The sequence below is a fragment of the Cupriavidus pauculus genome (assembly GCF_008801835.1).
Classification (GTDB): Bacteria; Pseudomonadota; Gammaproteobacteria; order Burkholderiales; family Burkholderiaceae; genus Cupriavidus; species Cupriavidus pauculus.
This window is the reverse complement of sequence record NZ_VZOW01000015.1, coordinates 1-24,820: the sequence shown is the minus strand read 5'-3', so window position 1 is coordinate 24,820 and position 24,820 is coordinate 1. Positions and strand designations below refer to the sequence as shown.

Below are 24,820 nucleotides of genomic sequence, written 5' to 3'. Positions count from 1 at the left end.
GAGAAAACATGAGTCTTGCTACCCGTATCGAAAGTCTGGTCATCCGCGTCGCGCAGGAGTTCAACGACGTCCGCGCCAAGGCAGGCAACCTGGCCAACCTCACCACCACCGATAAGTCGAATCTGGTCGCGGCCATCAACGAACTGAAAGCCGCCGTGGTGTCGTCGGCGGTGATCGACGATGCGCACGTCGCGGCCACGACCACGTACTCGTCCAACAAAATCGTCTCGCTGCTCGATGCGCTCAAGACCGAGATCTTGGGCGGTGCCGATGCCGCGTACGACACGCTGGTGGAAATCCAGCAACTGCTGCAGAACGGCACCAGTGGTCTGGATGCGCTGCTCGCTGCCGTGAACAACCGCGTGCGCTTCGATGCGGCGCAGTCGCTGACCGTCGCCGAACAACTCCAGGCGCGCAGCAACATCGGTGCCGTCGCGGCCAGTGATGTCGGCAACACCGACACCGATTTTGTCGCGGTCTTTGTGGGGGTGCTTGTCTGATGAGCCTCGCATCGCGCATCAGTGCGCTGGCCAGTCGTGTCGGGCTCGAGGTCAAGACCAAGATCGACGCAACCCACCCCGGTCTGGCCCGGGCGTGGGTGTGCTTCGGCTACGTCGGCAACCAGATCGTCGTGCGGTCGTCGCACAACGTGGCCAGCGTGACCCGGACGGCGGCGGGTCGCTACCGCGTGACCTTCACCGTTGCCATGCCCGACGCCAACTATTGCTGGACGGCACTCGCCCGCAGCAGCACCAACAGTGGCACGCAGCGCATTGCCATCGTGCGATCCAGCACCGACCTGAAGACCGCCCAGTACGTCGACATCAGTTGCGCCACCACGGCCGCATCGTTCGACGACTCCTCCGAAATCAACCTTACGGTGTTCCGCTGATGGCCTACACACAAGCACACCTCGACGCACTGGAAGCGGCGCTTGTCAAGGGCGAAAAGCGCGTGACCTTTGGCGACAAGACCGTCGAGTACCGCAGCGTCGATGAACTCCAGGCTGCCATTGCGGCGGTCAAGCGCGACCTCTTCGAGCAGGCCGTGGACACCGGACTGTGGCCTGGCGCGCCACGCCAGATCCGGGTCACCACCGGCAAAGGGTTCTGAACATGCGATGGTTTGACCGAATGCGTAGACGCGTCGGCATGAGTCTGCTTGGCGGCACCCCGTTCTATGACGGTATCGGTGGTGGCCGTCGCGCCCTGGCGTGGCAGATTGGCAATCCCGGTGCGGTTGCAGCGCTGGCGTTCACCCAGAACGAATTGCGCGCCAAGAGCCGCGATCTGGTACGCCGCAATGCCTGGGCAGCGGCAGGCGTCGAGGCCTTTGTCTCGAACGCCATCGGCACCGGCATCAAGCCGCAGAGCATGCTGGCTGATCAGCCCTTGCGTGAAGCCATTCATAGCCTGTGGTGGGACTGGTGCGAGGAGGCCGATGCCGCCGGACTGACTGACATCTACGGACTGCAGGCCTTGGCCTGTCGCGCCATGCTCGAAGGCGGGGAATGTCTGGTGCGGCTGCGCTATCGCCGCCCGGAAGATGGCCTGCCGGTGGGCCTGCAATTGCAGTTGCTCGAACCCGAACACCTGCCAGCCACGCTGAATCAGGAATTGGCTTCGGGAAATGTGATCCGTGCGGGCATCGAATTCGACAAGCTCGGACGGCGGGTGGCTTACCACCTGTATCGCTCACACCCGGGTGATGGCTCACTGGCTCCGATGTCGGGCACTGGTGGCGTGGTGGGCGGTCTCGACACAGTGCGTGTCCCGGCCAGCGAAATCATTCACCTGTTTCGTCCCTTGCGGCCCGGACAGATCCGGGGAGAACCGTGGCTGGCGCGCGCACTGGTCAAGCTCAACGAACTCGACCAGTACGACGACGCCGAGCTCGTGCGCAAGAAAACCGCCGCGATGTTCGCGGGCTTCATCACGCGCCTGTCACCTGAGGACAACCTGATGGGTGAGGGACTGCCGGATGCCAGTGGTGCAGCATTGGCCGGGCTGGAGCCGGGCACGATGCAGATCCTGGAGCCCGGCGAGGACGTGAAGTTCAGTCAGCCTGCCGACGTTGGCGCGAGCTACGCCGAATTCCTGCGCATGCAGTTCCGGGCGGTGGCAGCGGCGATGGGCATCACCTACGAGATGCTGACCGGCGACCTGACGCAAGTGAACTACTCGTCGATCCGGGCCGGGTTGCTGGAATTTCGCCGCCGCTGTGAGGCCATCCAGCACGGCGTGATCGTCCACCAGCTGTGCCGCCCGATCTGGCGTGCCTGGATGGAGCAGGCGCTACTTGAAGGCGCGCTGGCGCTGCCGCAGTTCACCGAGAAGAAGCGCGACTACTTCGCGGCCAAATGGATTCCACAGGGTTGGCAGTGGGTCGATCCCAAGAAGGAATTCGACGCGATGCTGACCGCCATTCGCGCCGGGCTGCTGTCTCGCTCGGAAGCCATCTCGGCCTTCGGCTACGACGCCGAGGACATCGACCGCGAGATCGCCGCCGACAACCAGCGTGCCGATGCGCTCGGTCTGGTCTTCGACTCCGACCCGCGCCATGACAAAGCGCCCCAACCATCGACATTGGGCGCGCCCATGAATGCGGCCGCCACAGTGGCCGTGCCGCAAGACCAACAGGACAACTGACATGCAACTCGTTCATCTGGCGTCCCGCCTCTACGGGACGCCGCTCCTCATTGCGCGTCCCAAACTCGACGTGATCCTCTCCGTGCTGGGTTCCCGCATCGGCTTGCCCGATCTGGACATGGCGATGCCGCTGCCCATGCCGCGCCAGAACGCCACATCGGGTCAGGCGGGCATTGCCGTCATCCCGGTGGTCGGCACGCTGGTCAGACGTTCGATGGGTATCGAAGCCGCCTCTGGCCTGATGTCCTACGGCGAGATCGAAGCCCGACTGGATGCCGCGCTGGCCGACCCGCAGGTGGCGGGCATCCTGCTCGATTTGGACTCGCCCGGGGGCGAGGCCTCGGGTGTGTTCGAGTTGGCCGAGCGCATCCGCGCCGCCAGCACCATCAAGCCGATCTGGGCGCACGCCAACGATGCCGCGTACTCGGCGGCTTTTGCCATCGCGGCTGCCTGCCAACGCCTGACGCTGTCGCAGACCGCTGGCGTTGGGTCGATTGGCGTGATCGCGCTACACGTCGACCAGTCGGTGAAGGACGCCAAGGACGGCCTGAACTACACCGCTGTCTTCGCGGGCAGCCACAAGAACGATTTCTCCCCGCACGAGCCACTCACCCCCCAGGCCACCACCGCGTTGCAGACCGAGGTGGATCGCCTCTACGACATCTTCGTGAATCAGGTCGGACAGATGCGCGGCATCGATCCGGATGCCGTGCGCGCCACCGAGGCGGGGCTGTTCTATGGCGAGCAGGCGGTGGCAGCAGGCCTCGCCGACGCGGTGATGCCGTTTGATGCGGTGATGACCGAGTTCACCGACGCGTTGGCGGCCAAGCAGCGGTTGGCGCAGCCTGGCGTGGCCCGCGCCTCGCCGCGAAGCTTGTCCACTCAATCCATTTCAAACCCGCCCCGAAGCAAACCTTTCACCCTGGAGAACACCATGACCGACCCCAAAGACGACCACGAAAACCTTAAGCGTCCGGCCGACACCGACCCACAGGGCGACCAGTCGCAGACCGACAGCGATCTTGAACCGACGCCTGCCGCCCAAGCCGCATTGGCGCAGTCGTTCGCCAGCGGGCGCGGCCAAGCTCAGGCCATTGCAGAGATGTGCCTGATCGCGGGCCAATCCCAACGCACGGCGGAATTCCTCGCAGCAGGCTTCTCGGAAGCGCAGGTGCGCCGCGCCTTGCTCGACGCCCGTGCCGACCAACCCGAAATCGCCTCGCGCATCACCGCAGAGGCAGGAACCATTCAGCGCCCGGAAAACAGTCCGGTGGTCGCTGCCGTCAAGAAGCTCACCGCCAAGGAGTAAGCCATGCCCACTGTCTCTCAACCCAAGAATCTCGGCGACCTGTTGAAGTACGAAGCGCCGAATCTCTACTCGCGTGACCAGGACACCGTCGCGGCCGCGCAGAACCTGTCGCTGGGCACCGTGGTGGGTCGCGAAACGGCTACCGCCAAGCTCAAGGCCCTCGACCCGAGCGCCTCGGACGGCACGGAAACCGCCGTTGGCGTGCTCGGCAATGACGTCGATGCGACGCTGATCGACCGTGAGGACGCGATCCTGATCGCCCGCCACGCCATCGTCGCGCGCGGCGCATTGGTCTGGCCGACCGGCATCAGCACTGCGCACAAAGTGGCTGCCATCAAGCAACTCGCAGAACGTGGAGTCCTGGCCCGCGAGAGTGCCTAAAACCCGCGCCTGACGCACTTCCAACGCTCCGTTTCACTCCCCCCAAAACCCGCCGCTGGCGGGTTTCGTCATTTCTGGAGATCCCAAATGCAGAACCCTTTTGAAAACCCCGGCTTTTCGATGGCCAGCCTGACGGCCGCCATCAACCTCCTGCCCAACCGCTATGGGCGGCTGGAGCAACTCAACCTGTTCCCGGCCAAGCCGGTGCGCACCCGGCAGATCATCGTCGAGGAGTACGCCGGTCGTCTGAATCTGCTGCCCACCCGGGCGCCCGGTTCGCCCGGCACGGTGGGTGAGCGTGGCAAGCGCAACCTGCGCTCCTTCGTGATCCCGCACATCCCCCACGACGACGTGGTGCTGCCCGAGGAAGTGCAAGGACTGCGCGCCTTCGGTTCCGAAACCGAAATGGAAGCCATCGGCGGTGTCATGGCCCGCCATCTGGAGACCATGCGCAACAAGCACGCGATCACCCTGGAGCATCTGCGCATGGGTGCGCTCAAAGGCAAGATCCTCGACGCTGATGGCAGTGAGCTCGTCGATCTGTTCGACGAGTTCGACATCACTGCGCAATCGGTGTCCTTCGAGTTTTCGACGGCGGCCGACAACGGGCAAATCAAGACTGCCTGCCTCGAGTTGCTGGGCCTCATGGAAGATGGGCTCACTGGCGAGTTCTCGACCGGCGTGCATGTGCTGTGCTCGACCGAGTTCTTCCGGGCACTGACCACCCACAAGGAGGTCAAGACCGCCTACCAGAACTGGCAGCAGGGCGCAGTGCTGATCAACGACATGCGCTCGGGCTTCAGCTACAGCGGCATCACCTTCGAGGAATACCGTGGCCAGGCGTCCTTTGTGCAGGCCGACGGCACGCTGGGGTCGCGCCGCTTCATTGCCGCAGGGGAAGCCCATGCCTTCCCGGTCGGCACGGTGGATACCTTCGCGACCTACTTCGCGCCAGCGGACTTCAACGAGACCGTGAACACCATCGGCCAGCCACTGTATGCCAAGCAGGAGCCACGCAAGTTCGACCGGGGCACTGATCTGCACACGCAGAGCAACCCGCTGCCGATGTGCCATCGCCCTGGCGTGCTGATCAAGCTCGTTGCTGCCTGATGGATGTCGCGACGTTGTACGAGGCGGCCCGAAGTGCAGGACTGCTGACCGCCGTCACGGTGGCGGGCAGCACCGTGCACTGCGCCTTCCGTGCCCCCGACGAAACCGTGCTGGATGGTTTTGCGCTGTCGCGGGACTACCAGATCGACTACCCGGCGTCCTGGCTGACGCTGGCAGCCGGGGACACCGTCGAGGTGGCAGGCAATACCTATCAGGTGCGCGACGTGCGCGCCATCGGCGACGGCACCGAGCGTCGCGCCTCGCTCTCCCAACTCTGAGGAACTCCCCATGAACTCCGTCCGCGAGCGCGTCTTGCGGGAGATCGTCACGCGCCTGGCATCTGCGATTGCCCCGACACCGGTGCTACGCATGCCTGCCGTACCGGTCACCCGCGAGGCCAGTCCAGCGCTGCTGCTGTTCGTCGATGGCGACAGCATCACCGCCCACGCCAACCACCTGGTCGACCGGCTGCTGATCGTCCGGCTTGCCGTGGTGGCACGCGGTGCGGATGCCTTCGACGTCGCCGACCAGACGCTGGTCGCGGCCCACGCGGCAATGCTCGCCGACCCGAATCTGGGCGGTCTGGCCATCGCCGTGCGCGAGATCGACTGCGAATGGGAGTTCGACGACGCCGACGCCGGGGCCGTCGCGCTGCCCGCCCGCTACGAAATCCGCTACCGCACCCACGCCATCGATCTCACCCAAACAGGATGAACACCTTATGCAAACCCTCTCCATCGAGCTACTGAAACCCCATACCCACGCAGGCAAGCGCCTCTTCGTAGGTGATCGCCTTGATCTGAATGACGCCAGCGCCCGTTGGCTGATCGCACAAGGCACGGCCAAAGCGGCCACCCCCGCCACTGATTCCAAACCCACCCGCCGTGATGCCACGTCCGGTGTTTCCACAACTGCAGCCACCCAAGGAGACTGAACATGGCTTACTTTTCTGGACAAGGCCGCGTCTACATCGGCGCACGCGATGAATTCGGCAACCCGGCTGGACTGACTTTCGTCGGCAACGTGCCCGAGCTGAAGGTCTCGCTGTCAGTAGACACCATCGAGCACCAGGAAGCGCAGTCGGGCCAGCGCCTGACCGACCTGCAGCTCATCAAGACCAAGAAAGGTGAATTCGCCTGCACGCTGGAAGAACTGATCGCCACCAATCTTGCGCTCGCGCTCTACGGCACCACGACCACGATCACCCCCGGTACGGTGACCGGTGAACTGCTGCCCAACCCGGTCACCCCGGGCAGTCTGTATCCGCTGGCCATGCAGAACGTGTCCGCCGTGCAGATCCAGGACTCGGACGTCACGCCCAAGACGCTCCCGGTCAGCCACTACAGCGTCAATGCCAAACACGGTTCACTGGTGGTGCTGGATGCCACGTCGGGCGGCCCGTACACCGAGCCGTTCACCGTCGATTACGCCTATGGCGCGGCGCAGAGCACGGCGATGTTCACCCAGCCACTGCCCGAGCGCTGGATTCGCTTCGAGGGGCTCAACACCGCCGACGGCAACCGCGAGGTGGTGATCGACCTCTACCGCGTGGCCATCAACCCGGCCAAGGAACTCTCGATCATCACGGACGAACTGCTGAAGTTCGAGCTGTCGGGCCAGGTACTGGCGGATCTGACCAAGCCAGTCGGTGGTGATCTCGGTCAGTTCGGCCGTCTGGTGCTGCTGTGATGGACGGCTTCAAGACATTCCCCCCTGAGCCTGTGGTCGTGACGCTGTCCGGCACCGCGCTGGAACTGACGCCGATCCGGCTGGGTGAGTTGCCACGGCTGCTGGCCGTGGTGCGCCCGCTGGCCGAGGAAATCACCAGTGATCCGGACTGGATGGCGCTGCTGGGACGGCATGGCGATGCCGTGTTGGATTTGCTGGCCATCACCACCCGGCGTGAACGCGCGTGGATCAACGACCTGTCGCTGGAGGACGCTGTGCAACTGGCCGCCGCCGTGTTCGAGGTGAACGCGGATTTTTTCGTGGCGCATGTCGTCCCGGCGATTCAGGGTGCGGCCCAGCGACTCGCGCCGACGCTGCGTTCACTGACGACCTCGGCTGGGACAGTGCCGTCGCCCGCCTGATCCGCACCGGGCACCGCCTGGGCGACGTGATGGCCTACACGCTCACGCAGGCGCAAGCCTTTCTGGATGCCGACGGACAGATCGAACGGCAGCAACTTGCCCAGCTGCTCGGCATTCATGCCGTGGCAGCACAGGGCGAGAAGCGAGGCATCGAACAACTGCAACGCGATCTGCTCAAGGACTGACCCATGCGCCTCTCGCTCACCACCACCGGCTTGTTGGACCCGCGCCAGTTGGCGGCGTGGAGCACCGAGCGGCGTCGTGCCATCCACACCGCTGTCGCCAAGGGCATGCAATCGGGCGGGCGTGAAGTGCGTGATGCGGCGCGATCCGAGATGCGCAGTGCTTTCACCGTCAAGCGCAACAGATTCATCTCTTCGATGGGCGTGAAGGTGTTCGACAAGAAGCCCGAACTGCTGCCCGCCTTGCTGGTCGGCAGCAAGATTCCTTGGCTCGGTCTGCATGAAAAAGGCGGCACGGTGAGCGGCAATTTGCTGATACCGCTGCTGCCCGGGCGCATCGGCCCCAAGCGCTTCAAGGCGGTCATCGATGGCCTGATGCGCTCGGGCAATGCCTTCTTCATCGAGAAGAACGGACGCGTGCTGCTGATGGCCGAGAACATCAAAGAGAACGCCGGGCAGCTGGGCCGCTTCAAGCGTGCCGAGCGTGGTCGTACCGGGGCCAAGCAGATCAAGCGTGGCCAGGAGATTCCCATCGCCGTGCTGGTCAAGCGCGTCGATCTCAAACGACGACTGAATCTGGCGGGTGGCGTGCAACGCGCACTACCTGCCTTGGCGCGGGCGATTCAACAAGAACTGGACAAAGTCTGATGGCAAGCAATCGTGCCCAAATCCTGATCAGTGCCGTCGACCAGACCAAGACCGCCTTCGACTCGATCAAGCGGGGCTTGGGTGGCCTGACCGACACCGCCAAGAGCGTCAATGGCGTGCTGGCCAACCTCGGCGTGGCTGTCTCTGTGGCCGGTCTGACCGCGATGGTCAAATCGGCCATCGACACTGGTGATGCGCTGGACGAGATGTCGCAACGTGTCGGTGTCAGCGTCGAGACCCTGTCGGTATGGAAACCGGCAGCCGAGCAGTCCGGAGTGTCCGGCGAATCGTTCGAGAAGGGGCTGCGCAAGCTGTCCACCACGATGCTGGAAGCCGCGACTGGGTCGGAAGATGCCGCGCGCGGATTCTCCGCCGTGGGTGTCGAGTTCAAGAACCAGGACGGCACCCTGCGAGCCACCGATCAGGTGCTGCTCGATCTGGCCGAGCGCTTCAAGGCCATGCCCGATGGCGCGGAGAAAACCGCCCTGGCCGTGCAACTGTTCGGCAAGTCGGGAGCCGAGCTGATCCCGTTTCTGAATCAGGGGCGCGACGGCATCAATGAGCTCGCCGCCGAGATGCAGGCGCTCGGCGTGCAGATGAGTAGTGAGACTGCGGCGCAGGCGGGCAACTTTAACGATGCGCTCGACAAGCTGAAACTGGCCACCACCAGCATCGGTAACCAGATCATCGCGTCCTTGCTGCCCGCCCTGAACGATATGGCCGGTGGCATGGTCGAGTCGGCCAAGCAAGGCGGCACACTGCGCGCGATCCTGGATGGCGTGGTGCTGGTGCTCAAGACCCTGGCGCTCGGTGCCGCCACCGTCGGCAAGGCCTTCGTCGCCTTGGGCGAGGCCATTGGTGCCGGTGTGGCGGCGGCGGTCGAGGCGCTCAAGGGCAACACCGATGGGGCCAAGGCCATCATTGCCGACCTCAAAGGCAATCTGGTCAAACGGCTGGATGAACTGGCGTCCTTCCGTGACAGCCTGTTCGACCCCAAGCCCATCGAGGTCAAGGCACCCAAGATCCAGGCCGATCCGGAACTGCTTCAACGCCTGACCAAGCCCAAGGCCGCCAAGCCTGCGCAGGACACGACCGGCGCGCAAACCACGCTGATAAAAGCGCAGCTGGACGCCGAGTTCGCCCTGCTCAGGGACGGTCTGACCCGGCAACAAACTGCGCTGGACGCTGCACTCGAAGACCGTCTGGTTTCGGTGCGCGACTACTACACGCAGAAAACAGCCATCGAGCAACGCGAGGTCGATGCCGAGATTGCCCGCAAGCAGCAGGAGCTGGCCCGCAGTCAGCAAGTCGCCACTACGGGCAAATCGGAAAACGACCGCCTGCGTGCCAAGGCCGAAGTGGCCAAGGCGGAAGCCGACCTCATCACGCTCAACAATCGGCGCACGGACATCGAGCAGGCAAATGCGCGTAAGGCCGCGCAAGCCGAGCGTGAGCTGGCCGATGCCTTGGCGCAGGCGCGTGAGGAACTGGCTCAGATCACCGGCACGGCTACCGATGCTGACCGACAAGCCGCCATCGAGCGCAGCTACCGTGATCTTCGGGCACGACTGGCGGCAGAAAGCGACGCCGACGGTGTGTCGCTAGTCGATCGACTGATCAACGTGAAGGCGGCGCAGGCCAATCTGGCGGCGCTCGAAGCCCAATGGCGGCAGGTCACCGAGCGTCTGCGCAATGCGCAGGAGGCCATCCAGACCCAGCAGCAAGCTGGGCTGCTAACCGAAGCACAGGCGCGTCAGCAGATCGTGGCCCTGCAACAGCAATCGGCCACCGAGATGGAGCGCCTGTTGCCGACCATGCAGCAAGCCGCGCAGGCCATCGGGCCGGATGCGGTGATTCGCGTGCAGGCGTGGCGCAACGAGCTGGATCGCACCAAGCTCACCGTCGATGAAATGGCCCCGCTGTGGAATCGCATCGGCGAGAGCTTCGGCGGTGCGCTCAACGGGATGATCACCGGCGCGCAGACCTGGCGCAGTGCCTTGGCGAGCATCTTTCAGCAGGTGGCCGATGCCTTCCTGCAGCAAATCGTGATCCAGCCCTTCCAGCAGTGGATCGCCATGCAGGCGCGGATGCTGGCGCTCAAGCTCGGCTTCATCCAGCAGGAGCAGACCGTCGATGCGGCGGCCAGCGCCGCCAAGGTCGCGCAAAAGACCACCGAAACCACCGCCGTGGTGTCGATGGATGCAGCCAAGGCAGGAGCCGGGGCGGCAGCCTCGCAAGCCTCGATTCCCATCGTTGGCCCGGGACTGGCCATTGCCGCAATGGTGGCGATGGTCGCCGCGGTCATGGCGCTCTTGGGCGGCATCAAGAAGTTCGCGGGCGGCGGTCTGGTCTCCGGGCCGGGCAGCGCTACATCGGATTCGATCCCGGCGCGTCTCTCAGCAGGCGAGTACGTAGTGCGTGCTGCCGCCGTGCGCCAGGTCGGTGTGGCCTTCCTCGATTCGCTCAACGGCTTGTCGGCAGGCCCGCGTTTCAAGGGTGGCGAATTGGCCTTCGCAGCGGGCGGACTGGTACCGGAGGTGAAAGTGCCGCCCGCGCAGCCGCAGATGAATCAGGCCGTGCGCATCGTCAACGCGGTCGATCCGGGTGTCACCCACGACCACCTGCAGTCGCCTGCCGGAGAGAAAGTCATCGTCAACATCATCGGGCGCAATGCACGGGCCATCCGTGCGGCGCTGCAAGGCTGAATTTCAGGGGAAAGTCCAATGGCACTTCTGTTCATCGACGGTTTCGATCACTACGACCCACAGGCCGTGGACAGCTTTGGCGATCCGTGGCTGGCACGTGGCAAGGCAGCGTATCTCTCGCCTCAGGCCACCCGGATCAATGGCCGTCGTCCGTCCTCCTATGCCCTGCGATTGCCAGAAGGTTCGGGTGGTGGCTACGTCAAGAACCTCGACGCCACCAAGGCCAGCCTGATCGTCGGGGCAGCCATTCGTGTGGTGCCGTACCAAAACACCTACACCGAGCCACTGCTCCTGGGCGTGCGCGATGCCAACTCGCAGGTTGCGCATCTCGTGAAAATCGGCGAGGACGGTCGGCTCAAGCTCTACCGCTGGCAATACGGCTATGACCAGTTGATCTCTGTCTCAGTTGCCAGCGCTCCGGCGCGCGGCTGGCACTACATCGAGTTGCAGGTCACGCAGGGCACGAGCAACGGGATTCTGTCAGTGCGCATCAACGGCATCCTGGCCATCCAGATGACTGCGCAGAACACCATCCAGGGCGGTGGCCAACTGCTCACGGCATTTGTGGGTGCCGTGCCCGGCCAGAGCTGTCCGCTCACCATCGACGTCGACGACTTCTACATCGCCGACACCAGCGGCACGATCAACAACACCTTCCTCGGTGATGTGCGCGTCGATGCCTTGCAGGCACAGGCCGATGGCAGCCTGAACCAGTGGACGGCCAGCCCGGTCGGTACCGCCGCATGGGAAGCCGTGAGCGACGAGGACGAAGCTACGGCGATCAATGCACCGAACGTGGGGTTGCGCCAGTCCTTCGATGTCGAGCCGTTGCCGGTGATGGCCACGCCCGCCATCTATGGCGTCCAGCTCACGATGCTGGCCCGCAAGACCGACGCCGGTCTGGGCAAGGTCAAAGGCCTCGTAGTCAGTGGCGCGCAGACCGCCGTCAGCACTGACATCGTTCTGCAGGAGCAACTGGCGTGGCAGAGCACGCTGTTCGAGCGTAATCCGAACGGCAACGTGCAGTGGACGGAGGCAGCCTTCAATGCCGCTGAGTTCGGCGTGGAGTCGGCATGACGGATCGCGTCGTCGTTCAAGACCTCGCGGAGGTTTCCAGCAAGCCGACGCCTGGAAGCGAACTGCCCGCCTTCCAGGGTGAAGTGCTCTCGCGCGCCACCTTCGGGGCGAGCGCAGCCAGCTTCACGCCGGAAACAGCTGTCGCTCCGCTGCCGCCCAATCTGGCGGCCAGCCTGTTGGCGGAATCCTTGGCGGGGCCCTGGCCACCCATCGATGCACCAACCTTTCTGGTCGAAGTGTTGCGCCGTGATACGGCCTCAAGCGCCATCGTCGCCACCGGTATGGATGCCTTTGGCGACCAGCCTTGGCCGGATGCGCAGCGCGGCGTGTTTGCCTTCCGCCATGATTGGATAGAGCCCCTCGTGGAACGACTGGAGTGGCAGACCAGCGTCACGCGGCTGGCCAGTGGCAACGAATCCCGGCAGGCACGCCGACGCGTTCCTCGGCGCTGGCTCACCTACAAGGTGGGCAACGCCCGGCAGACCGATGCCCTGGTGGCCGACTGGCTGGCCGATCATCTCGGTCAAATGGCGCTGTGGCCGCTGCCGCAGTACGCGGTGCACCTGACCGAGTCCTGCGAACGTGGCGCACTGGCACTCAATGTGACGGAGGCAGATGGGCGACAGTTCGGGCCACTCTCGGCCAATGTGCATCTGACCTACGACGGGGTGCAGGGCTGGCAGGAAACTGAGAACAATGGCCGCTGGATTTTGATCATCACCGCCGATGGCTGGCAGATCGCCCAACTCAGCGAAGTGGAAAGCGATCTGCTGTGGCTGACGGAGCCCTTGGCACGCGCCGCAGCCGTGGGCGGCACCATCATGCCCTTGGTGTGGGGCAAAGCCATTGACCCGGCGGATCTCACGCAGTGGGTACCCGGTATGGTCGGCGGCAACGTCCCCACACAGATCCAGCCTGCGCCATTGCCCGACCATGATGTCCTCGATGACCCATGGCTCGACGAGATCCCGGTCTGGCCAGATGGCAACTGGCGTGACGATCCAACGGCCGCCGCGCAAGCCACGATCACCCGCCAAGACTTCTCGCCTGCAGATCCGTGGATGCGCCGGGACGATCCGTGGGCGACGACAACTTTGCAGCGGCGCTATCTGGCCAGCTCACTCGATGAAGTCGAGATCTGGCGGGCGCGCTTGTGGCGCACCCAAGGCCGTCTGGAAGCCTTCTGGCTGCCCGATGGCTTGGCTCCGATCCTGTGGGTAACCGTCGAAGCCGATCCCGAGGATGGCTTCCTGCGCGTGGATGGCAAAGATATCTCCGCGCGAATTTCGGATTTTTGGCATCGCCCTGCCGCTTGCTTGATCGTGCACCCAGACGGCTATCGGCAGTACGCCCTGACTGCGACCTGCCATCTGGATCAAGGTGGTGTGCTGGTGCTGCGCTCGGGTTTCGACGACTGGGTGCCCGCAGGCAGCCGCGTCATTCGCCTCGTGCGCTGCCGCCTCGACCACGACGCCGTCGATCTGTACTGGCACAGCCCGACGCTGCTGGAGATCACCTTGACCGCGCGCCAGTTGCCCGAACCGCGCGGCAATGACCGTCAAACCTACGAGGGAGCGTAAGCGCGATGAGCCAGAACCCATTGCTGGAAGTCGAGCTATACGCCTTCGCCAGCAACAGCGCGCAGTTCTATCTGACGCCGCACGAATTCGATGTTGATCTGGATGGCAACCTCTACAAGAGCCTGGCCTTGGAGCGCAACGAACTGGCGCTGGGTGCTGAAGCTGCGAAGGCTGGCTTGGATCTGAAACTGCCGCCGAACTGTGATTTGGTGCGCCATCTGCTCGCCAACTCTCTGACCGGTGACACCACCTCGATCACTCTGCGTATCGGACGGCGCGACACCTGGGGCGACTACTGGTGGATCTCTGGAACGCGCTGGATGGGCCGGGTGCTGGGTGTCGAAGTCGCCGACGATGTGGCTCGCGTTCGCTGCGAGTCGGCGCAAGTCAGTCTCAAGCGCATCGGGTTGCGGCGGCTCTACAGCCGCAAGTGTTCCCATGTGCTGTATTCGGCTGCCTGTGGTGCCTCACCGATTTCTGCCAGCGCCTTGGTGAGCAACAGCAATGGCCGCAACGTCGATCTCGACGGTGGCACGCCCGGCAGTGTCAGTGGCGGCTTGGCCGGTGGCTGGTTGCAAACCCCGGAAGGTGCCCGCCACATGATTGTCAATGACTACGGTGGTGGTGTGGAGTTGCTCTATCCGGTGGCCATTGAAGTCGGCACCGAGGTTCTGCTGACGGTCGGCTGCGATCACAGCACGGCCACGTGCGAGTCGCGCTTCGGCAACCTCGACAACTACGGCGGCTTTCCCGCCATCCCGAGCAAAAACCCGTTCTCGACGGGCGTGTTCTGAATTCTTGGAGAAATCGCCATGTGGTACCTCGTCGTCATCGTGGTGGCGGCGCTGGTTTCGGTCGCGCTCGCGCCGAAACCGCCCGAACCCAAACCGGCATCCCTGTCTGACGTCGATGCCCCCACCGCAGAAGAAGGCCGACCGATCTCGGTCGTGTTCGGCACCGTGCTGCTGCGCGGCTCCAACGTCGTCTGGTATGGCGATCTCGAAGCCGATCCGATCAAGAAGAAAGGTGGCAAGAAATGACCACGCAGACCGTCATCACCATCGATCACGTGCGCGCCGTGGGCCTGTGCGTGAACGGCACGCGTACGTGGTTTGCGCGTCACGACCTGGATTTCCGCGCTTTCCTGCGTGAAGGCTGTGACGCCGAAACCTTGCTGGCCACCGGCGATGCAATGGCACAGCGTGTGGTCGAGCACGCCCGCAATCAATCCAGCCAGCGGGGGCAAGGCTGATGGGTGGCAGCAGCAAGAAGCAAACCGTCGGTTATCGCTACCGGATGGGGCTGCATCTGGCCTTGTGCCAGGGGCCCGTCGATGCCGTGCAGGAAATCCAGATGGGCGACCGTACCGCGTGGGGTGATGCCGACCGCGCGCCGCTGTCCAACGGGCATGGGCTGACCAGCCTCTCGATCAACAAGCCCACGCTGTTTGGCGGCGACGAGCGCGAAGGCGGCGTGGTCGGCACCATCGATGTGCTTTCTGGTCATGCCGGACAAGGACGCAACGACTACCTGATGAGTCGCCTCGGCAGTTCCATTCCGGCATTTCGGGGCGTGCTGTCCTTGGTGGCACACAAGATCCTGTTCGCAGCCAACAACCCCTACATCAAACCGTGGGCAGTGCGCGTCCGGCGCTTCACGGAGGGTTGGTTCGATGCGCCATGGATGGAATGGAATGCCGAAGTCCGCAGCTGGGATGAGGACGAAGGCCGTGAGATCAGCGTCGGCATGAACCCGGCGCACATTCTGGTGCAGTGCCTCACCGATCCGCATTGGGGTATGGGCTATCCGCAGAGCACCATCGGCTGGAGTTTCTGGAACGCGGCATGGGCTTTGTCGAGTGAGGGCTTCGGCCTCAATCTGATCTGGACACGGCAGCAGCCCATCGAGAGCTTCATCGGCCAGGTCATCGATCACATTGGCGGCATCCTCTACACCGACCCGGAGCAAGGCACGTTTGAGCTCAAGCTGCTGCGCGACGACTATTGGATCGACAGCCTGCCACAGTTGGGGCCTGACGAAATCGTGCGGCTGGAACGCTTCGAGCGTGCCCAGTGGGGCGAGCTACCCAATGAACTGACCGTCGTCTACACCGACTGGCAAACCGGCGGTGATGCCGCCGTTACGGTCGAGAACCTGGCCGCCATCCAGTTGCAGGGCGGCGTGATCAATCAACGCCGCGACTACCCGGGTGTTAACTACGGGCCACTGGCCGCGCGGCTGGCCTTGCGTGACCTGCGCGCCTTGGGTTCGCCGTTGGCCCGAATGAGTCTGACCGTGGCACGCGACACCCTGGAACGTGCGCCTCTGCCGGGCGATGTGTTCCTGCTGAACTGGCCACGCTTGGGTGTGGATCAGATGGTGGTGCGCGTCACCGGCATCGACACCGGCACCTTGGGAGCGCCCGAGTGGCGCATCGAAGCCATGGAAGATGTGTTCGGCATGAGCAACACCGTGCTGTCGCCCCCGCCACCGCACGTCGAGGAGCCGACCATCGAACCGTTGCCGCCCGCCGTGGTGCTGGCCGTCGAGGTGCCGTATTGGGAACTGGCCCGGCGCTTGTCGCGCGCAGATCTGGCCTACCTGACCGATACGGACACTTATCTCGGCGCGCTGGCCGCCGCCGGTGGCACCGGGCAGTTGAATTGGCAACTGGCTACGGGCGCGTCCGGCGGCGACCTCACTGCCGTGGTGGGCGAAGACTACGCACCACTGCTGACGCTCGATGTGGCCTTGCCTGCCAGCGAGGTCGATGCCATCGGTGTGCCGGTGACGGCCATCAGCCAGCCGGAGAGACTGGCCGTGGGCGACTACGCGTATCTGGTGGCTGCCAATGGGGCGATTGCAGAGGCCGTTGTCGTCCTGGCCTTCGATACCGCCAACGCGACCATCGATCTCGCACGCGGCGTGCTCGACACCACACCCCAAGCACATGCCCCGGGGACTCGGTTGATCGGTGTCGGCGAATGGCTGGCATCCGAAGGCGCGGAGCGGGCCCCGGGCGAATCGGTGTTCGTGGGCGCGATTCCTCGCACATCGACCGATCAGGGTGATCCAGTGCTGGCCGCGAATGGGCAGCCGATGGTGCTGGCCGGTCGGCAGGCTTTGCCGTATCCACCCGGTCGTATCCGCCTCAATGGCCAGACCGAGCCTGTCGTAGTGGCCGGTGACCTCACCTTCGCGTGGGCCCATCGCGACCGCACACAGCAGACCGCCTATCTAGTGCAGCAAGACGAGGGCGATATCGGGCCAGAACTGGGCGTGACCTACACGGTGCACATCCGCAATCGCAACAACGTGCTGGTTCGTACTGAGACGGGGCTGCTCGGCACCGCCTACATCTGGACGGCAGCAGTGGCCGCGCTGGATGCCGGTGCGCTGGGCGACCGCATCACGGCGGAGATCAGTGCCGTGCGCGATGGTTTGAGTAGCTGGCAGCCGCAGGTGCGGGTCATGGATCGCGCGGGCTACGGCCTGCGCTGGGGACAGTATTGGGGAGGTGTGTGATGGAGCCGCGCATCGATGTTCATCTGCTCACCCTGAACGAGCCTGCCGAATGGCGTGAGGCCTGCATCGCCAGCCTCGAGGACGCACCGATCCAGTTGCACGTTTTGCCCGGCATTCCGGGGCGTATCGGCGAGGCACGCGCGGCAGGCTATGCACAAGGCACGCTGCCGCTGGTGTCCTTTGTTGATCCCGACGATTTGTACGAAGCCAGTGCCTTCACACAACTGGCCGATGCGCTGGATGCCTGCCCGCAGGCCGTGATGGCTTACACCGACGAAGCACTGACCGACGAAAACGGCCAGGACATCGCCGTGAGGCGTCTGGCCTACAGCCGTTGGCAACACGCAAACAGCGCTAGCCACGTGCACGGCCTGATCGTGATGCGACGCTCCGTCGTCGAAGCCGTGCTCAAGGAAACCACTGACCTCAACAACTTTGCTGATTGGCTGCTGACCCTGCTTGTGGCCAAGCGTGGCGGTGTGCTGTACCTGCCCATCGTCGGGCGTCATTGGCGGCAGCACCCGCAACAAAGTCATCGCACCGGCGATCCGGAAGCAGTCCGGCGCATTCGCCAAGCATCGAATCTCTGGAGATAGACCATGTCATCAACCGACCCGAACCTTGGACTCAACTACGGCTGGACGCTCGGCGAGAGCGGCTGGGACACCGGCATGGACGCCAACCTCAAGCGCCTCGGCGCTGTGGTCGGCCTGTCCGTGAAAGACCGCGACCTGACCACGCCACCTGCCAGCCCCGCCAACGGCGACCGCTACCTCATTCCTGCCGCTGCCACGGGTGTGTGGGCGGGAAAAACCAACCAGATCGCGGTGCGCATTGCCGATGCCTGGGAGTACCACTCGCCCAAGATCGGCTGGCTTTGCTACATTGAGGACGAGGCCAAGCTCTCGGCCTACAAGTCCACCGGCTGGAGCGCAGGCATCGCCATCTGATTTCCCATCTTCGTACCCACCAGAAACCCGCCCAGGTGTTCACGCACTGGGCGGGTTTCGCATTTCTGGAGACTGCAATGACCCAACCCGAACAACAACAGCCTGCGCTCGTCGAGAACATGCTCCTTTTGCGCCGCGAGGACTTCGACGAACTGCTGGATCGGGCCGCTGAACGCGGAGCCGAGCGTGTCCTGACCCACCTTGGCCTGGAAAACGGCCACGCAGCACGCGACATCCGCGAACTACGCGACCTGTTGGAAGCCTGGCGAGATGCCCGGCGTACCGCGTGGCAGACCACCGTCAAGGTCATCACCACCGGCATTCTGGCCGCACTGCTGGTTGGTGCTGCCATCAAGTTGAAACTGATGGGAGGCCCACAATGATCGAGACACTGCTCGGTGGTCTCCTCGGAGGGGCCTTCCGTCTCGCACCTGAAATCCTCAAATGGCTCGACCGCAAGGGTGAGCGTGGCCACGAACTGGCAATGCAGGACAAGGCGCTGGAGTTCGAGAAGATTCGTGGCGCGCAGCGAATGTCGGAAATCGGCGCGGGTGCCGACGCGGCATGGAACGTCGGTGCCATCGAAACCTTGCGGGAAGCAGTTCGGACTCAGGGCGAGAAAACCGGGGTTCGCTGGGCCGATGCCTTGTCGATCAGCGTGCGCCCCGTCATCACCTACTGGTTCATGGCCCTGTACTGCGCCGCCAAGACAGCCGCTTTCGCGGCGGCAGTGACTGCAGGTGCTGGCTGGGGTGTTGCCATCCTGCACGCATGGACGGAGGCCGATCAGGCGCTGTGGGCCGGGGTGCTGAACTTCTGGTTCCTCGGGCGCGTGTTTGACCGGGTACGGCCATGATCGAAATGCCTCAAGCGGCCATTGATCTGGCCAAGCGCTTCGAGGGATTCGAGCGCAAGGTGAAACGCGGAATCGAGATCACTGCTGTTCCCTATATCTGCCCCGCAGGTTTCTGGACAATTGGGTACGGCCACCTTTGCGATCCCAAGCACCCGCCGATCACGGAGGCAGAAGCCGAGGTCTATTTGGTGCGCGATCTGCAAACAGCGCTCGCCGCAACGCTACGTTACTGCCCAGTGCTGGCCACTGAACCCGAGAGCAGGCTCGCGGCAATCGTGGATTTCACGTTTAACCTTGGCCCGGGGCGGTTGCAGACCTCGACGTTGCGGCGGCGAGTCAATCAGCGGGACTGGGCAAGTGTGGCGACGGAGCTAAGGCGCTGGGTCTATGGTGGTGGGAAAGTACTACCGGGCCTTTTCGCGCGACGAGAGGCTGAGATTTCCTTACTGCTCACCAAAGAGTAGGGCATCGAGTTTCTGGGGCACGAATTCTTCTACATCCCATCGTTATTCCTTGCCAATGACCAGATGCCGAATGGCAACGTCTTTTCCGGCGCTGGGCATGTCGACTCCAACCCTGGGCGAAAACCTGCGTTTCCCATCCACATTCGGCAACTCGCCGAGTATTCCCAACTCCAGATCAGACGCCTGGCTGCAACTCCACGCGCACTTGGCGCGATTTGCCAGCCCGTTCTACCGACAACACCACGACATCACCAACCTTCCTTTCGTCGAGCCGTGCCAGCAACTTGGCAACGTCAGCTACAGCAACGCCGTCAATGCTGGAAATTCGGTCTCCCGGCAAGATGCCTTGGGCAGTGACCTCAACACCGCTAAGACCGGCTTTCTGCGCTGCAGAACCAGGGGTGACGCGCAAAACGAACACACCTTGGAGGCCAGTCAGCGCTTGCAGGCGAGCATTGAGCTGTTCATCCACCTCGATGCCAAGTGCCGGGCGGATGTACTTGCCGGTCTTGATGAGCTGTGGCACCACGCGCATCACGGTGTCCACAGGTACTGCAAAACCGATCCCGGCCGATGCGCCGGAAGGGCTGTAAATCGCGGTATTGATACCGATCAAGCGGCCTGCCGAATCAAGCAACGGCCCCCCCGAATTACCGGGGTTGATGGCGGCATCAGTCTGAATCAGATGTTCGATGGCTGCTCTGCCCGTTTCCCCTGGCAGTGAGCGATCGAGCGCAGACACGATCCCGGTGGTGAGTGTCCAGTCCAAGCCGAAGGGGTTGCCGATGGCGAACACCTTTTGTCCGACCTTGAGGTCGGCACTCATGCCGATCGGCACGGCCGGCGGGCGCTTGAAGCCGACGCCGATCTTGAGCACGGCGATGTCATGGTCAGGGCTCGCTCCGACCAGCGCGGCTTGGTAGTCGCGACCGTCGGCCAGCTTCACCGTGGCCTCCGAAGCCCCCTGGATGACATGGAAATTGGTAACGACGTGACCACTATCATCCCAGATGAAACCCGAGCCCGTGCCGCGCGGAACAGAAAAGACATCGCGGGTCCAGACATCGCGCACCAACTGCGCCGTGGTGATGAAGACCACCGAGGCCCGCGATCTCTCGAACAGTTCGATGGTGCTCTTTTCGTCGGCGGCTAGATCACCTCGCGGCGTGATGGTGCGCTCGGCGGCTTCGTGCGGACTGAGCCAAGCTTCGATTGCGGGCAGGAACTGCCACAACAGCATGAGGGCGGCAACACACGCGGTCATGATGAGCCAGCGCCGAACGAATTGATTCGGCACGCTGCGCTGATGAGGGTCTGGGTAAGGCATGATGAGTCTCCTGTCGGGTAGGTCAGCGCCAAAGGCCGCCCGGCCGCCAACGTGGCGGGCGCATTGGGGCGAGGGGCTTCGGAGCGAATGGATCTGCGGGGAACAGTGGCGCCAACGAAGGCTGTGGCGCGAACGCCAGCAGGCGCGCGACGCGCTCCGCCGTTGGCGGATGCGTGCGCAACCATGAAGGTTCGGGGTTGCCCCATCCGGGCAACAGCCAAGCACGCCACGAACGGCTCACCCGCTCGATCTTCGCCAGCGCCGAAGCGAGTCCCTGCGGATCGCCTGTCAACTCCGCGGCCATTCGGTCGGCGTCAAACTCGCGTACGCGCGACAAGCCGAGCTGTGCGAGCAATGCGAGTTGGGGTGAGGCTGCCAGCAACAGCAACCCCAGCCAATTGACCTCTACCGCGCCGATCATCAGCGCCGGTAAGCTGAACAGGATCGATATCTGCCCCAGTAGCGCCAGAAGATTCGTGAGCCGGCTGATGGAATCGGCCAGCCCCATGACACGAAGATCTTCCTGAGCGATGTGCGCGATCTCATGCGCGAGCACACCTCGCAGCTCGCGCTCGCTCAAGCTGTGCAACAAGCCATCTGTGAGAGCGATGGCGGCATGGCGCTTCGAACCGATAGCGAAGGCATTGACGACGGCGGTGGGCACATAGTGAGGTGTTGGCGTGGCTGACAAACCGGCGCGAGTGGATAGATCTCGCAGCATCGACCAGATCGCAGGAGCCTCGTGCGGATGAAGCACGTGCGCGCCATACAATCGCAAGGTCAGCGTCGTGGTGGCTAACGGCTCGATCAAAAAGGTCAATGCGCATACTGTCAGTGCCAGCCAGAATCCGTTCTCGCCGAACAGCAGGCTGCCGGCAGCGGCGGCGATCCCTAACAAGGTCAAACCCAGCAGCCCCGTTTGCAAGCGATTTAGCCAACGGTGCCGTGAAAAGGCATCGCATGGATTGTCGGGGTCACGATGGGTCATGCGCGGCTTTCTCGGTCATCTGATCGTCACGCTCCCGCAGCAACCAATAGGTAATGCCCAAGGCCAGCGTAGCGCCTGCAAGCGCTGCAACCTTGCCCGGGCTGGCTTCGGGATCGAGGACCACGAACTTGCGCGCCAACGCGATCAGTCCAATCAGAATCACGGTCTTCACTTGGATGATGGTGTCACGGCGTAGCGCCACGCGCACAATGGAATGCTTGAACTCCATGGCGATCAGCAGCGTCATGATCATCCCGAAAACAGTCTGGAACACCTTGTGATCCAAGGGATTGAACGCATCCAGAACCAGCAGGGTGAATACGATTGAGACAAGCTGGAGTAACGAAACCACGATGATTACGGCGATCACTGCCGACAAGACGAGCGCAACGACCTGTTCGAAACGTTCATAGAAGGTCATCAAACGCCACTGATCGCGCATGTCGTCGAGCATTGTTCGGTTAGGATCTTTCTGCATGGGCACTCTTCTCTTTCTTCAGGATTGAATGGTTCTCCAAAAATGAGCATCAGTTCCGGGCTCATCGTGACAATTGGGATGTCACCCAGCGCATAATGTCCTGCGCGCCCGTGGCGCCGCCGATGGGTGGATCAGCCTCTTGCACGTCAACCATTCGTCCCATGCATGGCATCAATCCGGCTTCTGGTCCGGCGGCAGCAATCCCAGCAGATCCGCCTGCAAATGTTGCAACTTGTCGATGCCAGCCCTCAATGCCTCGTCACGGCCGGCTTTTTTCATTTCACTCAGGGCGTGAGCCATCTGCTGAATGCTCTGATGCAGGACATCGACCGGATCATCAGGATCCTTGCCGAAGAACGTAGGGCGACCACTTTGATCCCGCCAGTATTGGAGTGTTTCGGATTGAGGGGGCACTTGGGTCTTGCCTGACAGATAGTCGATCATCTGGGAAATCCAGACCCGGTGGTCGGCGTATGTGAACGGCACGGGCAGCGCGGAGCGACTGTCAGGTTTGAATCCCTTCCAGGATAAGGGTACCTGCCAGGTGTGTAGCCATTGCTCGAATTCATGCGCCGGCATCGGTTGCCCGATGGCATAACCCTGGCCCCACTCGCATCCCAGACGCAGCAGCATTTCACCATGCTGAATGGATTCGACTCCCTCCGCGATGCAGTTCCTGCCAAACGACCTTGCCAGTGCCAGTAGCGCATCCAGGATGGCGATATCGTCCGGATCCTCGAGCATGTCGCGTATAAAACCTTGGTCGATCTTGAGCAGGTGCGCGGGCAGGCGCTTCAGATAGGTCAGCGATGAATAGCCGCTGCCGAAATCGTCGAGGGCAAAACGCAATCCCATCCTCTCGCACAGCGCCATCAACTGAGACACTTGAACGAAGTCCTCCACGGCGCTGGTTTCGAGGATTTCCAGTTCAAGGTCTTGCGGCTGGGCGCCGGGATGTCGTGACAACATACCCCGTAGATGCATGGTGAAGTCCGGTTGCAACAAGTGCCGCGCACCGATATTCACGCTGATCGGGACATGAAGGCCGGCCTTGCGCCAAACTTCGATCTGGGTCAGCGCAGCCTCGATGGTCCATTTCCCCACGTCAACCCCGAGCGGATGGTTCTCAATGATGGGTATGAAGGAGGCAGGAGATAACAAGCCACGCGCCGGATGTTGCCAGCGGATCAAGGCTTCGGCGCCCAGCACCTCACCGGTGCGCATGTTGACCTTAGGTTGGAAGTAAAGCAGAAACTGCCCATTGGCAAGGGCATTCGCTATGCTGTCCAATCCTTCGTGACGGGTGCGCAGCGTACGATCCTTCTTCGTATCGAAAACGTGATATCGATTCTTGCCAGCTTGCTTGGCGCGATACATGGCCTGATCTGCCTGCCGCAGTAGTTGGTCGGCGTCGATATCTTCGCCTTGCGGGTAGTAGCTCACACCCATACTCGCGCTCACTTCGCACAGTGCGTCACCAATCGGTACGGGCTGCGCAACCACCTCGCTCAGGCGATCGAGAATCGGTACGCTAATGGAAACATCCGGCAGGTCGACCAGAACAGCGACAAACTCATCACCACCAAGGCGGGCCAAGGTATCGCCTTCGCGCAACACCTGCGTCATACGCCTGGACAGGACGGACAGCAATTTGTCGCCGACTGCGTGGCCGTGCTGGTCGTTGACCTTCTTGAATCCATCCAGATCGATGAAGACAACCGCCAGGTGCATGCCACGCCGACGTGTCTGACCAATGGCCTGCTTAAGGCGGTCTCCAAGCAATAGTCGATTGGGCAAGCCGGTGAGCAGGTCGTAATGAGCAACGCGTTCAAGCTGTTGCTGGTTCTCCTTCAGGGCTGTGATGTCGGAAAACATGGCTGCGTAATGCTCGATATTGCCCCGCATATCCGGGACTGCACTGATCGTCAGCAGCGCGGCAAACTGACTGCCGTTCTTGCGTCGGCACCAGAGCTCTCCGTGCCAGTAGTCGTGCTCACGCAGAGCCTGCCAAACGGTCTGATAGAACTCATCGTCATAGCGATCGGACTCGAGCAGACGAGGTGTCTGACCCATTACTTCCTCCCGCGCATAACCAGTGATCACGGAAAACGCCCGATTGACGTTGACAATGTGGGCCTGAGCGTCGGTAACGAGGATGCCCTCTCCTGTGTGCGCAAAAACTTTAGCCGCAAGGCGAAGCTCTTCCGCAGATCTTCTGCGTGAGGTGACATCATGGATATAGCCGTGCCAGAGGATGCTCCCATCAGGCATGGCTTCAGGCGACGCCTCGCCTTCGACCCAGATCACCCGACCGTCTGGAAACTGCACACGGTACTCGTCATGCCAAAGCGCGAGTGACTGCCCCGACGCCTGTATGAGCTTGCCCCCGCAAAACGAATCCCTTGCTGAGGTTAAACTGAAGCAAGGAGAGATGTGATGACAAGCAAGACAAAGCGGGCGCAGTACACGCTGGAATTCAAGCTGGAAGCGGTACGGCTGGTG

Annotated in this window: 30 protein-coding genes; 26 read left to right on the top strand and 4 right to left on the bottom strand. The window is 62.9% G+C overall.

Translation table 11 applies throughout. The features are described from left to right. Nucleotides 1-8 precede the first annotated feature (8 nt). The 26 genes from F7R19_RS16380 (at nucleotide 9) to F7R19_RS16260 (ending at nucleotide 19,525) form a co-directional block, all read left to right on the top strand. On the top strand, nucleotides 9-500 hold the full coding sequence (locus F7R19_RS16380; protein WP_020200543.1) for a hypothetical protein: 492 nt from the start codon (nucleotides 9-11) through the stop codon (nucleotides 498-500). Then, nucleotides 500-892 (top strand): hypothetical protein, encoded by a 393-nt coding sequence (locus F7R19_RS16375; RefSeq protein ID WP_020200542.1) that lies wholly within the window; start codon nucleotides 500-502, stop codon nucleotides 890-892. The genes F7R19_RS16380 and F7R19_RS16375 overlap by 1 nt, the downstream gene beginning before the upstream one ends. Then, nucleotides 892-1,113, top strand: coding sequence for a phage head-tail joining protein (locus tag F7R19_RS16370; RefSeq protein ID WP_009521720.1), 222 nt, complete (start codon nucleotides 892-894; stop codon nucleotides 1,111-1,113). The genes F7R19_RS16375 and F7R19_RS16370 overlap by 1 nt, the downstream gene beginning before the upstream one ends. A 2-nt stretch (nucleotides 1,114-1,115) precedes the next feature. After that, on the top strand, nucleotides 1,116-2,648 hold the full coding sequence (locus F7R19_RS16365; RefSeq protein WP_150981271.1) for a phage portal protein: 1,533 nt from the start codon (nucleotides 1,116-1,118) through the stop codon (nucleotides 2,646-2,648). 1 nt (nucleotide 2,649) lies between these two features. After that, nucleotides 2,650-3,957, top strand: a complete 1,308-nt coding sequence (locus tag F7R19_RS16360; protein ID WP_020200540.1) for a S49 family peptidase — start codon at nucleotides 2,650-2,652, stop codon at nucleotides 3,955-3,957. Nucleotides 3,958-3,960: 3 nt separating this feature from the next. Then, on the top strand, nucleotides 3,961-4,338 hold the full coding sequence (locus F7R19_RS16355; RefSeq protein WP_020200539.1) for a head decoration protein: 378 nt from the start codon (nucleotides 3,961-3,963) through the stop codon (nucleotides 4,336-4,338). Between the two features lie 87 nt (nucleotides 4,339-4,425). After that, entirely contained in the window at nucleotides 4,426-5,448 is a 1,023-nt protein-coding gene (locus tag F7R19_RS16350; RefSeq protein ID WP_020200538.1) for a major capsid protein, read from the top strand. Beyond that, nucleotides 5,448-5,726: a head-tail joining protein gene (locus F7R19_RS16345; RefSeq protein ID WP_009521715.1), complete on the top strand. Its 279-nt coding sequence runs from the start codon at nucleotides 5,448-5,450 to the stop codon at nucleotides 5,724-5,726. The genes F7R19_RS16350 and F7R19_RS16345 overlap by 1 nt, the downstream gene beginning before the upstream one ends. Nucleotides 5,727-5,736: 10 nt before the next feature. Continuing rightward, nucleotides 5,737-6,162 carry a hypothetical protein gene (locus F7R19_RS16340; RefSeq protein ID WP_029043079.1) on the top strand — a complete coding sequence of 142 codons (426 nt, stop codon included), beginning with the start codon at nucleotides 5,737-5,739 and terminating at the stop codon, nucleotides 6,160-6,162. 7 nt (nucleotides 6,163-6,169) lie between these two features. After that, nucleotides 6,170-6,382: a DUF7210 family protein gene (locus F7R19_RS16335; RefSeq protein WP_150428003.1), complete on the top strand. Its 213-nt coding sequence runs from the start codon at nucleotides 6,170-6,172 to the stop codon at nucleotides 6,380-6,382. Nucleotides 6,383-6,384: 2 nt separating this feature from the next. Beyond that, complete coding sequence (locus F7R19_RS16330) at nucleotides 6,385-7,137, top strand: phage tail tube protein (protein ID WP_150428002.1); 753 nt, start codon at nucleotides 6,385-6,387, stop codon at nucleotides 7,135-7,137. After that, the gene (locus F7R19_RS16325; protein ID WP_150428001.1) at nucleotides 7,137-7,538 is read left to right on the top strand and encodes a hypothetical protein; all 402 of its coding nucleotides are present in this window, start codon (nucleotides 7,137-7,139) and stop codon (nucleotides 7,536-7,538) included. The genes F7R19_RS16330 and F7R19_RS16325 overlap by 1 nt, the downstream gene beginning before the upstream one ends. A gap of 29 nt (nucleotides 7,539-7,567) precedes the next feature. After that, complete coding sequence (locus F7R19_RS29775) at nucleotides 7,568-7,723, top strand: hypothetical protein (RefSeq protein ID WP_009521710.1); 156 nt, start codon at nucleotides 7,568-7,570, stop codon at nucleotides 7,721-7,723. Nucleotides 7,724-7,726: 3 nt separating this feature from the next. Next, nucleotides 7,727-8,368, top strand: a complete 642-nt coding sequence (locus tag F7R19_RS16320; RefSeq protein WP_150428000.1) for a DUF6441 family protein — start codon at nucleotides 7,727-7,729, stop codon at nucleotides 8,366-8,368. Continuing rightward, a complete protein-coding gene (locus F7R19_RS16315) occupies nucleotides 8,368-11,073 on the top strand; it encodes a coiled-coil domain-containing protein (protein ID WP_150427999.1) in 2,706 nt (901 codons plus the stop codon). Before F7R19_RS16320 ends, F7R19_RS16315 begins: the two co-directional genes overlap by 1 nt. Before the next feature lie 18 nt (nucleotides 11,074-11,091). Next, nucleotides 11,092-12,150 (top strand): hypothetical protein, encoded by a 1,059-nt coding sequence (locus tag F7R19_RS16310; protein WP_150427998.1) that lies wholly within the window; start codon nucleotides 11,092-11,094, stop codon nucleotides 12,148-12,150. Continuing rightward, on the top strand, nucleotides 12,147-13,730 hold the full coding sequence (locus tag F7R19_RS16305) for a hypothetical protein (RefSeq protein WP_150981270.1): 1,584 nt from the start codon (nucleotides 12,147-12,149) through the stop codon (nucleotides 13,728-13,730). The genes F7R19_RS16310 and F7R19_RS16305 overlap by 4 nt, the downstream gene beginning before the upstream one ends. A 5-nt stretch (nucleotides 13,731-13,735) precedes the next feature. After that, nucleotides 13,736-14,524 carry a DUF2163 domain-containing protein gene (locus tag F7R19_RS16300; protein ID WP_150427996.1) on the top strand — a complete coding sequence of 263 codons (789 nt, stop codon included), beginning with the start codon at nucleotides 13,736-13,738 and terminating at the stop codon, nucleotides 14,522-14,524. 18 nt (nucleotides 14,525-14,542) lie between these two features. Next, nucleotides 14,543-14,770, top strand: a complete 228-nt coding sequence (locus tag F7R19_RS16295) for a hypothetical protein (RefSeq protein WP_150981269.1) — start codon at nucleotides 14,543-14,545, stop codon at nucleotides 14,768-14,770. Next, entirely contained in the window at nucleotides 14,767-14,982 is a 216-nt protein-coding gene (locus F7R19_RS16290) for a hypothetical protein (protein ID WP_211922742.1), read from the top strand. Before F7R19_RS16295 ends, F7R19_RS16290 begins: the two co-directional genes overlap by 4 nt. After that, a complete protein-coding gene (locus F7R19_RS16285; protein WP_150981268.1) occupies nucleotides 14,982-17,255 on the top strand; it encodes a phage tail protein in 2,274 nt (757 codons plus the stop codon). Before F7R19_RS16290 ends, F7R19_RS16285 begins: the two co-directional genes overlap by 1 nt. Continuing rightward, nucleotides 17,255-17,851 carry a glycosyltransferase family protein gene (locus F7R19_RS16280; RefSeq protein WP_150981267.1) on the top strand — a complete coding sequence of 199 codons (597 nt, stop codon included), beginning with the start codon at nucleotides 17,255-17,257 and terminating at the stop codon, nucleotides 17,849-17,851. The genes F7R19_RS16285 and F7R19_RS16280 overlap by 1 nt, the downstream gene beginning before the upstream one ends. Nucleotides 17,852-17,854: 3 nt before the next feature. Continuing rightward, nucleotides 17,855-18,205, top strand: coding sequence for a DUF2793 domain-containing protein (locus tag F7R19_RS16275; protein ID WP_150981266.1), 351 nt, complete (start codon nucleotides 17,855-17,857; stop codon nucleotides 18,203-18,205). 77 nt (nucleotides 18,206-18,282) lie between these two features. Next, on the top strand, nucleotides 18,283-18,588 hold the full coding sequence (locus F7R19_RS16270; RefSeq protein WP_150981265.1) for a DUF6127 family protein: 306 nt from the start codon (nucleotides 18,283-18,285) through the stop codon (nucleotides 18,586-18,588). Further along, the gene (locus F7R19_RS16265; RefSeq protein WP_150981264.1) at nucleotides 18,585-19,061 is read left to right on the top strand and encodes a hypothetical protein; all 477 of its coding nucleotides are present in this window, start codon (nucleotides 18,585-18,587) and stop codon (nucleotides 19,059-19,061) included. Before F7R19_RS16270 ends, F7R19_RS16265 begins: the two co-directional genes overlap by 4 nt. Further along, nucleotides 19,058-19,525 (top strand): lysozyme, encoded by a 468-nt coding sequence (locus tag F7R19_RS16260; protein WP_211922741.1) that lies wholly within the window; start codon nucleotides 19,058-19,060, stop codon nucleotides 19,523-19,525. Before F7R19_RS16265 ends, F7R19_RS16260 begins: the two co-directional genes overlap by 4 nt. Before the next feature lie 175 nt (nucleotides 19,526-19,700). Here F7R19_RS16260 and F7R19_RS16255 read toward each other — a convergent pair whose 3' ends face one another. The 4 genes from F7R19_RS16255 to F7R19_RS16240 form a co-directional block, all read right to left on the bottom strand. Next, on the bottom strand, nucleotides 19,701-20,852 hold the full coding sequence (locus F7R19_RS16255; protein ID WP_150981263.1) for a S1C family serine protease: 1,152 nt from the start codon (nucleotides 20,850-20,852) through the stop codon (nucleotides 19,701-19,703). Nucleotides 20,853-20,874: 22 nt separating this feature from the next. Beyond that, nucleotides 20,875-21,840 (bottom strand): zinc metalloprotease HtpX, encoded by a 966-nt coding sequence (locus F7R19_RS16250; protein WP_150981262.1) that lies wholly within the window; start codon nucleotides 21,838-21,840, stop codon nucleotides 20,875-20,877. Next, complete coding sequence (locus tag F7R19_RS16245; protein WP_150981261.1) at nucleotides 21,827-22,318, bottom strand: phosphate-starvation-inducible PsiE family protein; 492 nt, start codon at nucleotides 22,316-22,318, stop codon at nucleotides 21,827-21,829. The genes F7R19_RS16250 and F7R19_RS16245 overlap by 14 nt, the downstream gene beginning before the upstream one ends. A 171-nt stretch (nucleotides 22,319-22,489) precedes the next feature. After that, complete coding sequence (locus tag F7R19_RS16240) at nucleotides 22,490-24,589, bottom strand: putative bifunctional diguanylate cyclase/phosphodiesterase (RefSeq protein WP_249043161.1); 2,100 nt, start codon at nucleotides 24,587-24,589, stop codon at nucleotides 22,490-22,492. Between the last annotated feature and the right edge of the window lie 231 nt (nucleotides 24,590-24,820).

Excerpts from the sequence above, each read along its gene's own strand:
- F7R19_RS16380 (WP_020200543.1), top strand. The coding sequence starts at position 9 with ATGAGTCTTGCTACCCGTATCGAAAGTCTGGTCATCCGCGTCGCGCAG.
- F7R19_RS16375 (WP_020200542.1), top strand. The coding sequence starts at position 500 with ATGAGCCTCGCATCGCGCATCAGTGCGCTGGCCAGTCGTGTCGGGCTC.
- F7R19_RS16370 (WP_009521720.1), top strand. The coding sequence starts at position 892 with ATGGCCTACACACAAGCACACCTCGACGCACTGGAAGCGGCGCTTGTC.
- F7R19_RS16365 (WP_150981271.1), top strand. The coding sequence starts at position 1,116 with ATGCGATGGTTTGACCGAATGCGTAGACGCGTCGGCATGAGTCTGCTT.
- F7R19_RS16360 (WP_020200540.1), top strand. The coding sequence starts at position 2,650 with ATGCAACTCGTTCATCTGGCGTCCCGCCTCTACGGGACGCCGCTCCTC.
- F7R19_RS16355 (WP_020200539.1), top strand. The coding sequence starts at position 3,961 with ATGCCCACTGTCTCTCAACCCAAGAATCTCGGCGACCTGTTGAAGTAC.
- F7R19_RS16350 (WP_020200538.1), top strand. The coding sequence starts at position 4,426 with ATGCAGAACCCTTTTGAAAACCCCGGCTTTTCGATGGCCAGCCTGACG.
- F7R19_RS16345 (WP_009521715.1), top strand. The coding sequence starts at position 5,448 with ATGGATGTCGCGACGTTGTACGAGGCGGCCCGAAGTGCAGGACTGCTG.
- F7R19_RS16340 (WP_029043079.1), top strand. The coding sequence starts at position 5,737 with ATGAACTCCGTCCGCGAGCGCGTCTTGCGGGAGATCGTCACGCGCCTG.
- F7R19_RS16335 (WP_150428003.1), top strand. The coding sequence starts at position 6,170 with ATGCAAACCCTCTCCATCGAGCTACTGAAACCCCATACCCACGCAGGC.
- F7R19_RS16330 (WP_150428002.1), top strand. The coding sequence starts at position 6,385 with ATGGCTTACTTTTCTGGACAAGGCCGCGTCTACATCGGCGCACGCGAT.
- F7R19_RS16325 (WP_150428001.1), top strand. The coding sequence starts at position 7,137 with ATGGACGGCTTCAAGACATTCCCCCCTGAGCCTGTGGTCGTGACGCTG.
- F7R19_RS29775 (WP_009521710.1), top strand. The coding sequence starts at position 7,568 with ATGGCCTACACGCTCACGCAGGCGCAAGCCTTTCTGGATGCCGACGGA.
- F7R19_RS16320 (WP_150428000.1), top strand. The coding sequence starts at position 7,727 with ATGCGCCTCTCGCTCACCACCACCGGCTTGTTGGACCCGCGCCAGTTG.
- F7R19_RS16315 (WP_150427999.1), top strand. The coding sequence starts at position 8,368 with ATGGCAAGCAATCGTGCCCAAATCCTGATCAGTGCCGTCGACCAGACC.
- F7R19_RS16310 (WP_150427998.1), top strand. The coding sequence starts at position 11,092 with ATGGCACTTCTGTTCATCGACGGTTTCGATCACTACGACCCACAGGCC.
- F7R19_RS16305 (WP_150981270.1), top strand. The coding sequence starts at position 12,147 with ATGACGGATCGCGTCGTCGTTCAAGACCTCGCGGAGGTTTCCAGCAAG.
- F7R19_RS16300 (WP_150427996.1), top strand. The coding sequence starts at position 13,736 with ATGAGCCAGAACCCATTGCTGGAAGTCGAGCTATACGCCTTCGCCAGC.
- F7R19_RS16295 (WP_150981269.1), top strand. The coding sequence starts at position 14,543 with ATGTGGTACCTCGTCGTCATCGTGGTGGCGGCGCTGGTTTCGGTCGCG.
- F7R19_RS16290 (WP_211922742.1), top strand. The coding sequence starts at position 14,767 with ATGACCACGCAGACCGTCATCACCATCGATCACGTGCGCGCCGTGGGC.
- F7R19_RS16285 (WP_150981268.1), top strand. The coding sequence starts at position 14,982 with ATGGGTGGCAGCAGCAAGAAGCAAACCGTCGGTTATCGCTACCGGATG.
- F7R19_RS16280 (WP_150981267.1), top strand. The coding sequence starts at position 17,255 with ATGGAGCCGCGCATCGATGTTCATCTGCTCACCCTGAACGAGCCTGCC.
- F7R19_RS16275 (WP_150981266.1), top strand. The coding sequence starts at position 17,855 with ATGTCATCAACCGACCCGAACCTTGGACTCAACTACGGCTGGACGCTC.
- F7R19_RS16270 (WP_150981265.1), top strand. The coding sequence starts at position 18,283 with ATGACCCAACCCGAACAACAACAGCCTGCGCTCGTCGAGAACATGCTC.
- F7R19_RS16265 (WP_150981264.1), top strand. The coding sequence starts at position 18,585 with ATGATCGAGACACTGCTCGGTGGTCTCCTCGGAGGGGCCTTCCGTCTC.
- F7R19_RS16260 (WP_211922741.1), top strand. The coding sequence starts at position 19,058 with ATGATCGAAATGCCTCAAGCGGCCATTGATCTGGCCAAGCGCTTCGAG.
- F7R19_RS16255 (WP_150981263.1), bottom strand. The coding sequence starts at position 20,852 with ATGCCTTACCCAGACCCTCATCAGCGCAGCGTGCCGAATCAATTCGTT.
- F7R19_RS16250 (WP_150981262.1), bottom strand. The coding sequence starts at position 21,840 with ATGACCCATCGTGACCCCGACAATCCATGCGATGCCTTTTCACGGCAC.
- F7R19_RS16245 (WP_150981261.1), bottom strand. The coding sequence starts at position 22,318 with ATGCAGAAAGATCCTAACCGAACAATGCTCGACGACATGCGCGATCAG.
- F7R19_RS16240 (WP_249043161.1), bottom strand. The coding sequence starts at position 24,589 with ATGCCTGATGGGAGCATCCTCTGGCACGGCTATATCCATGATGTCACC.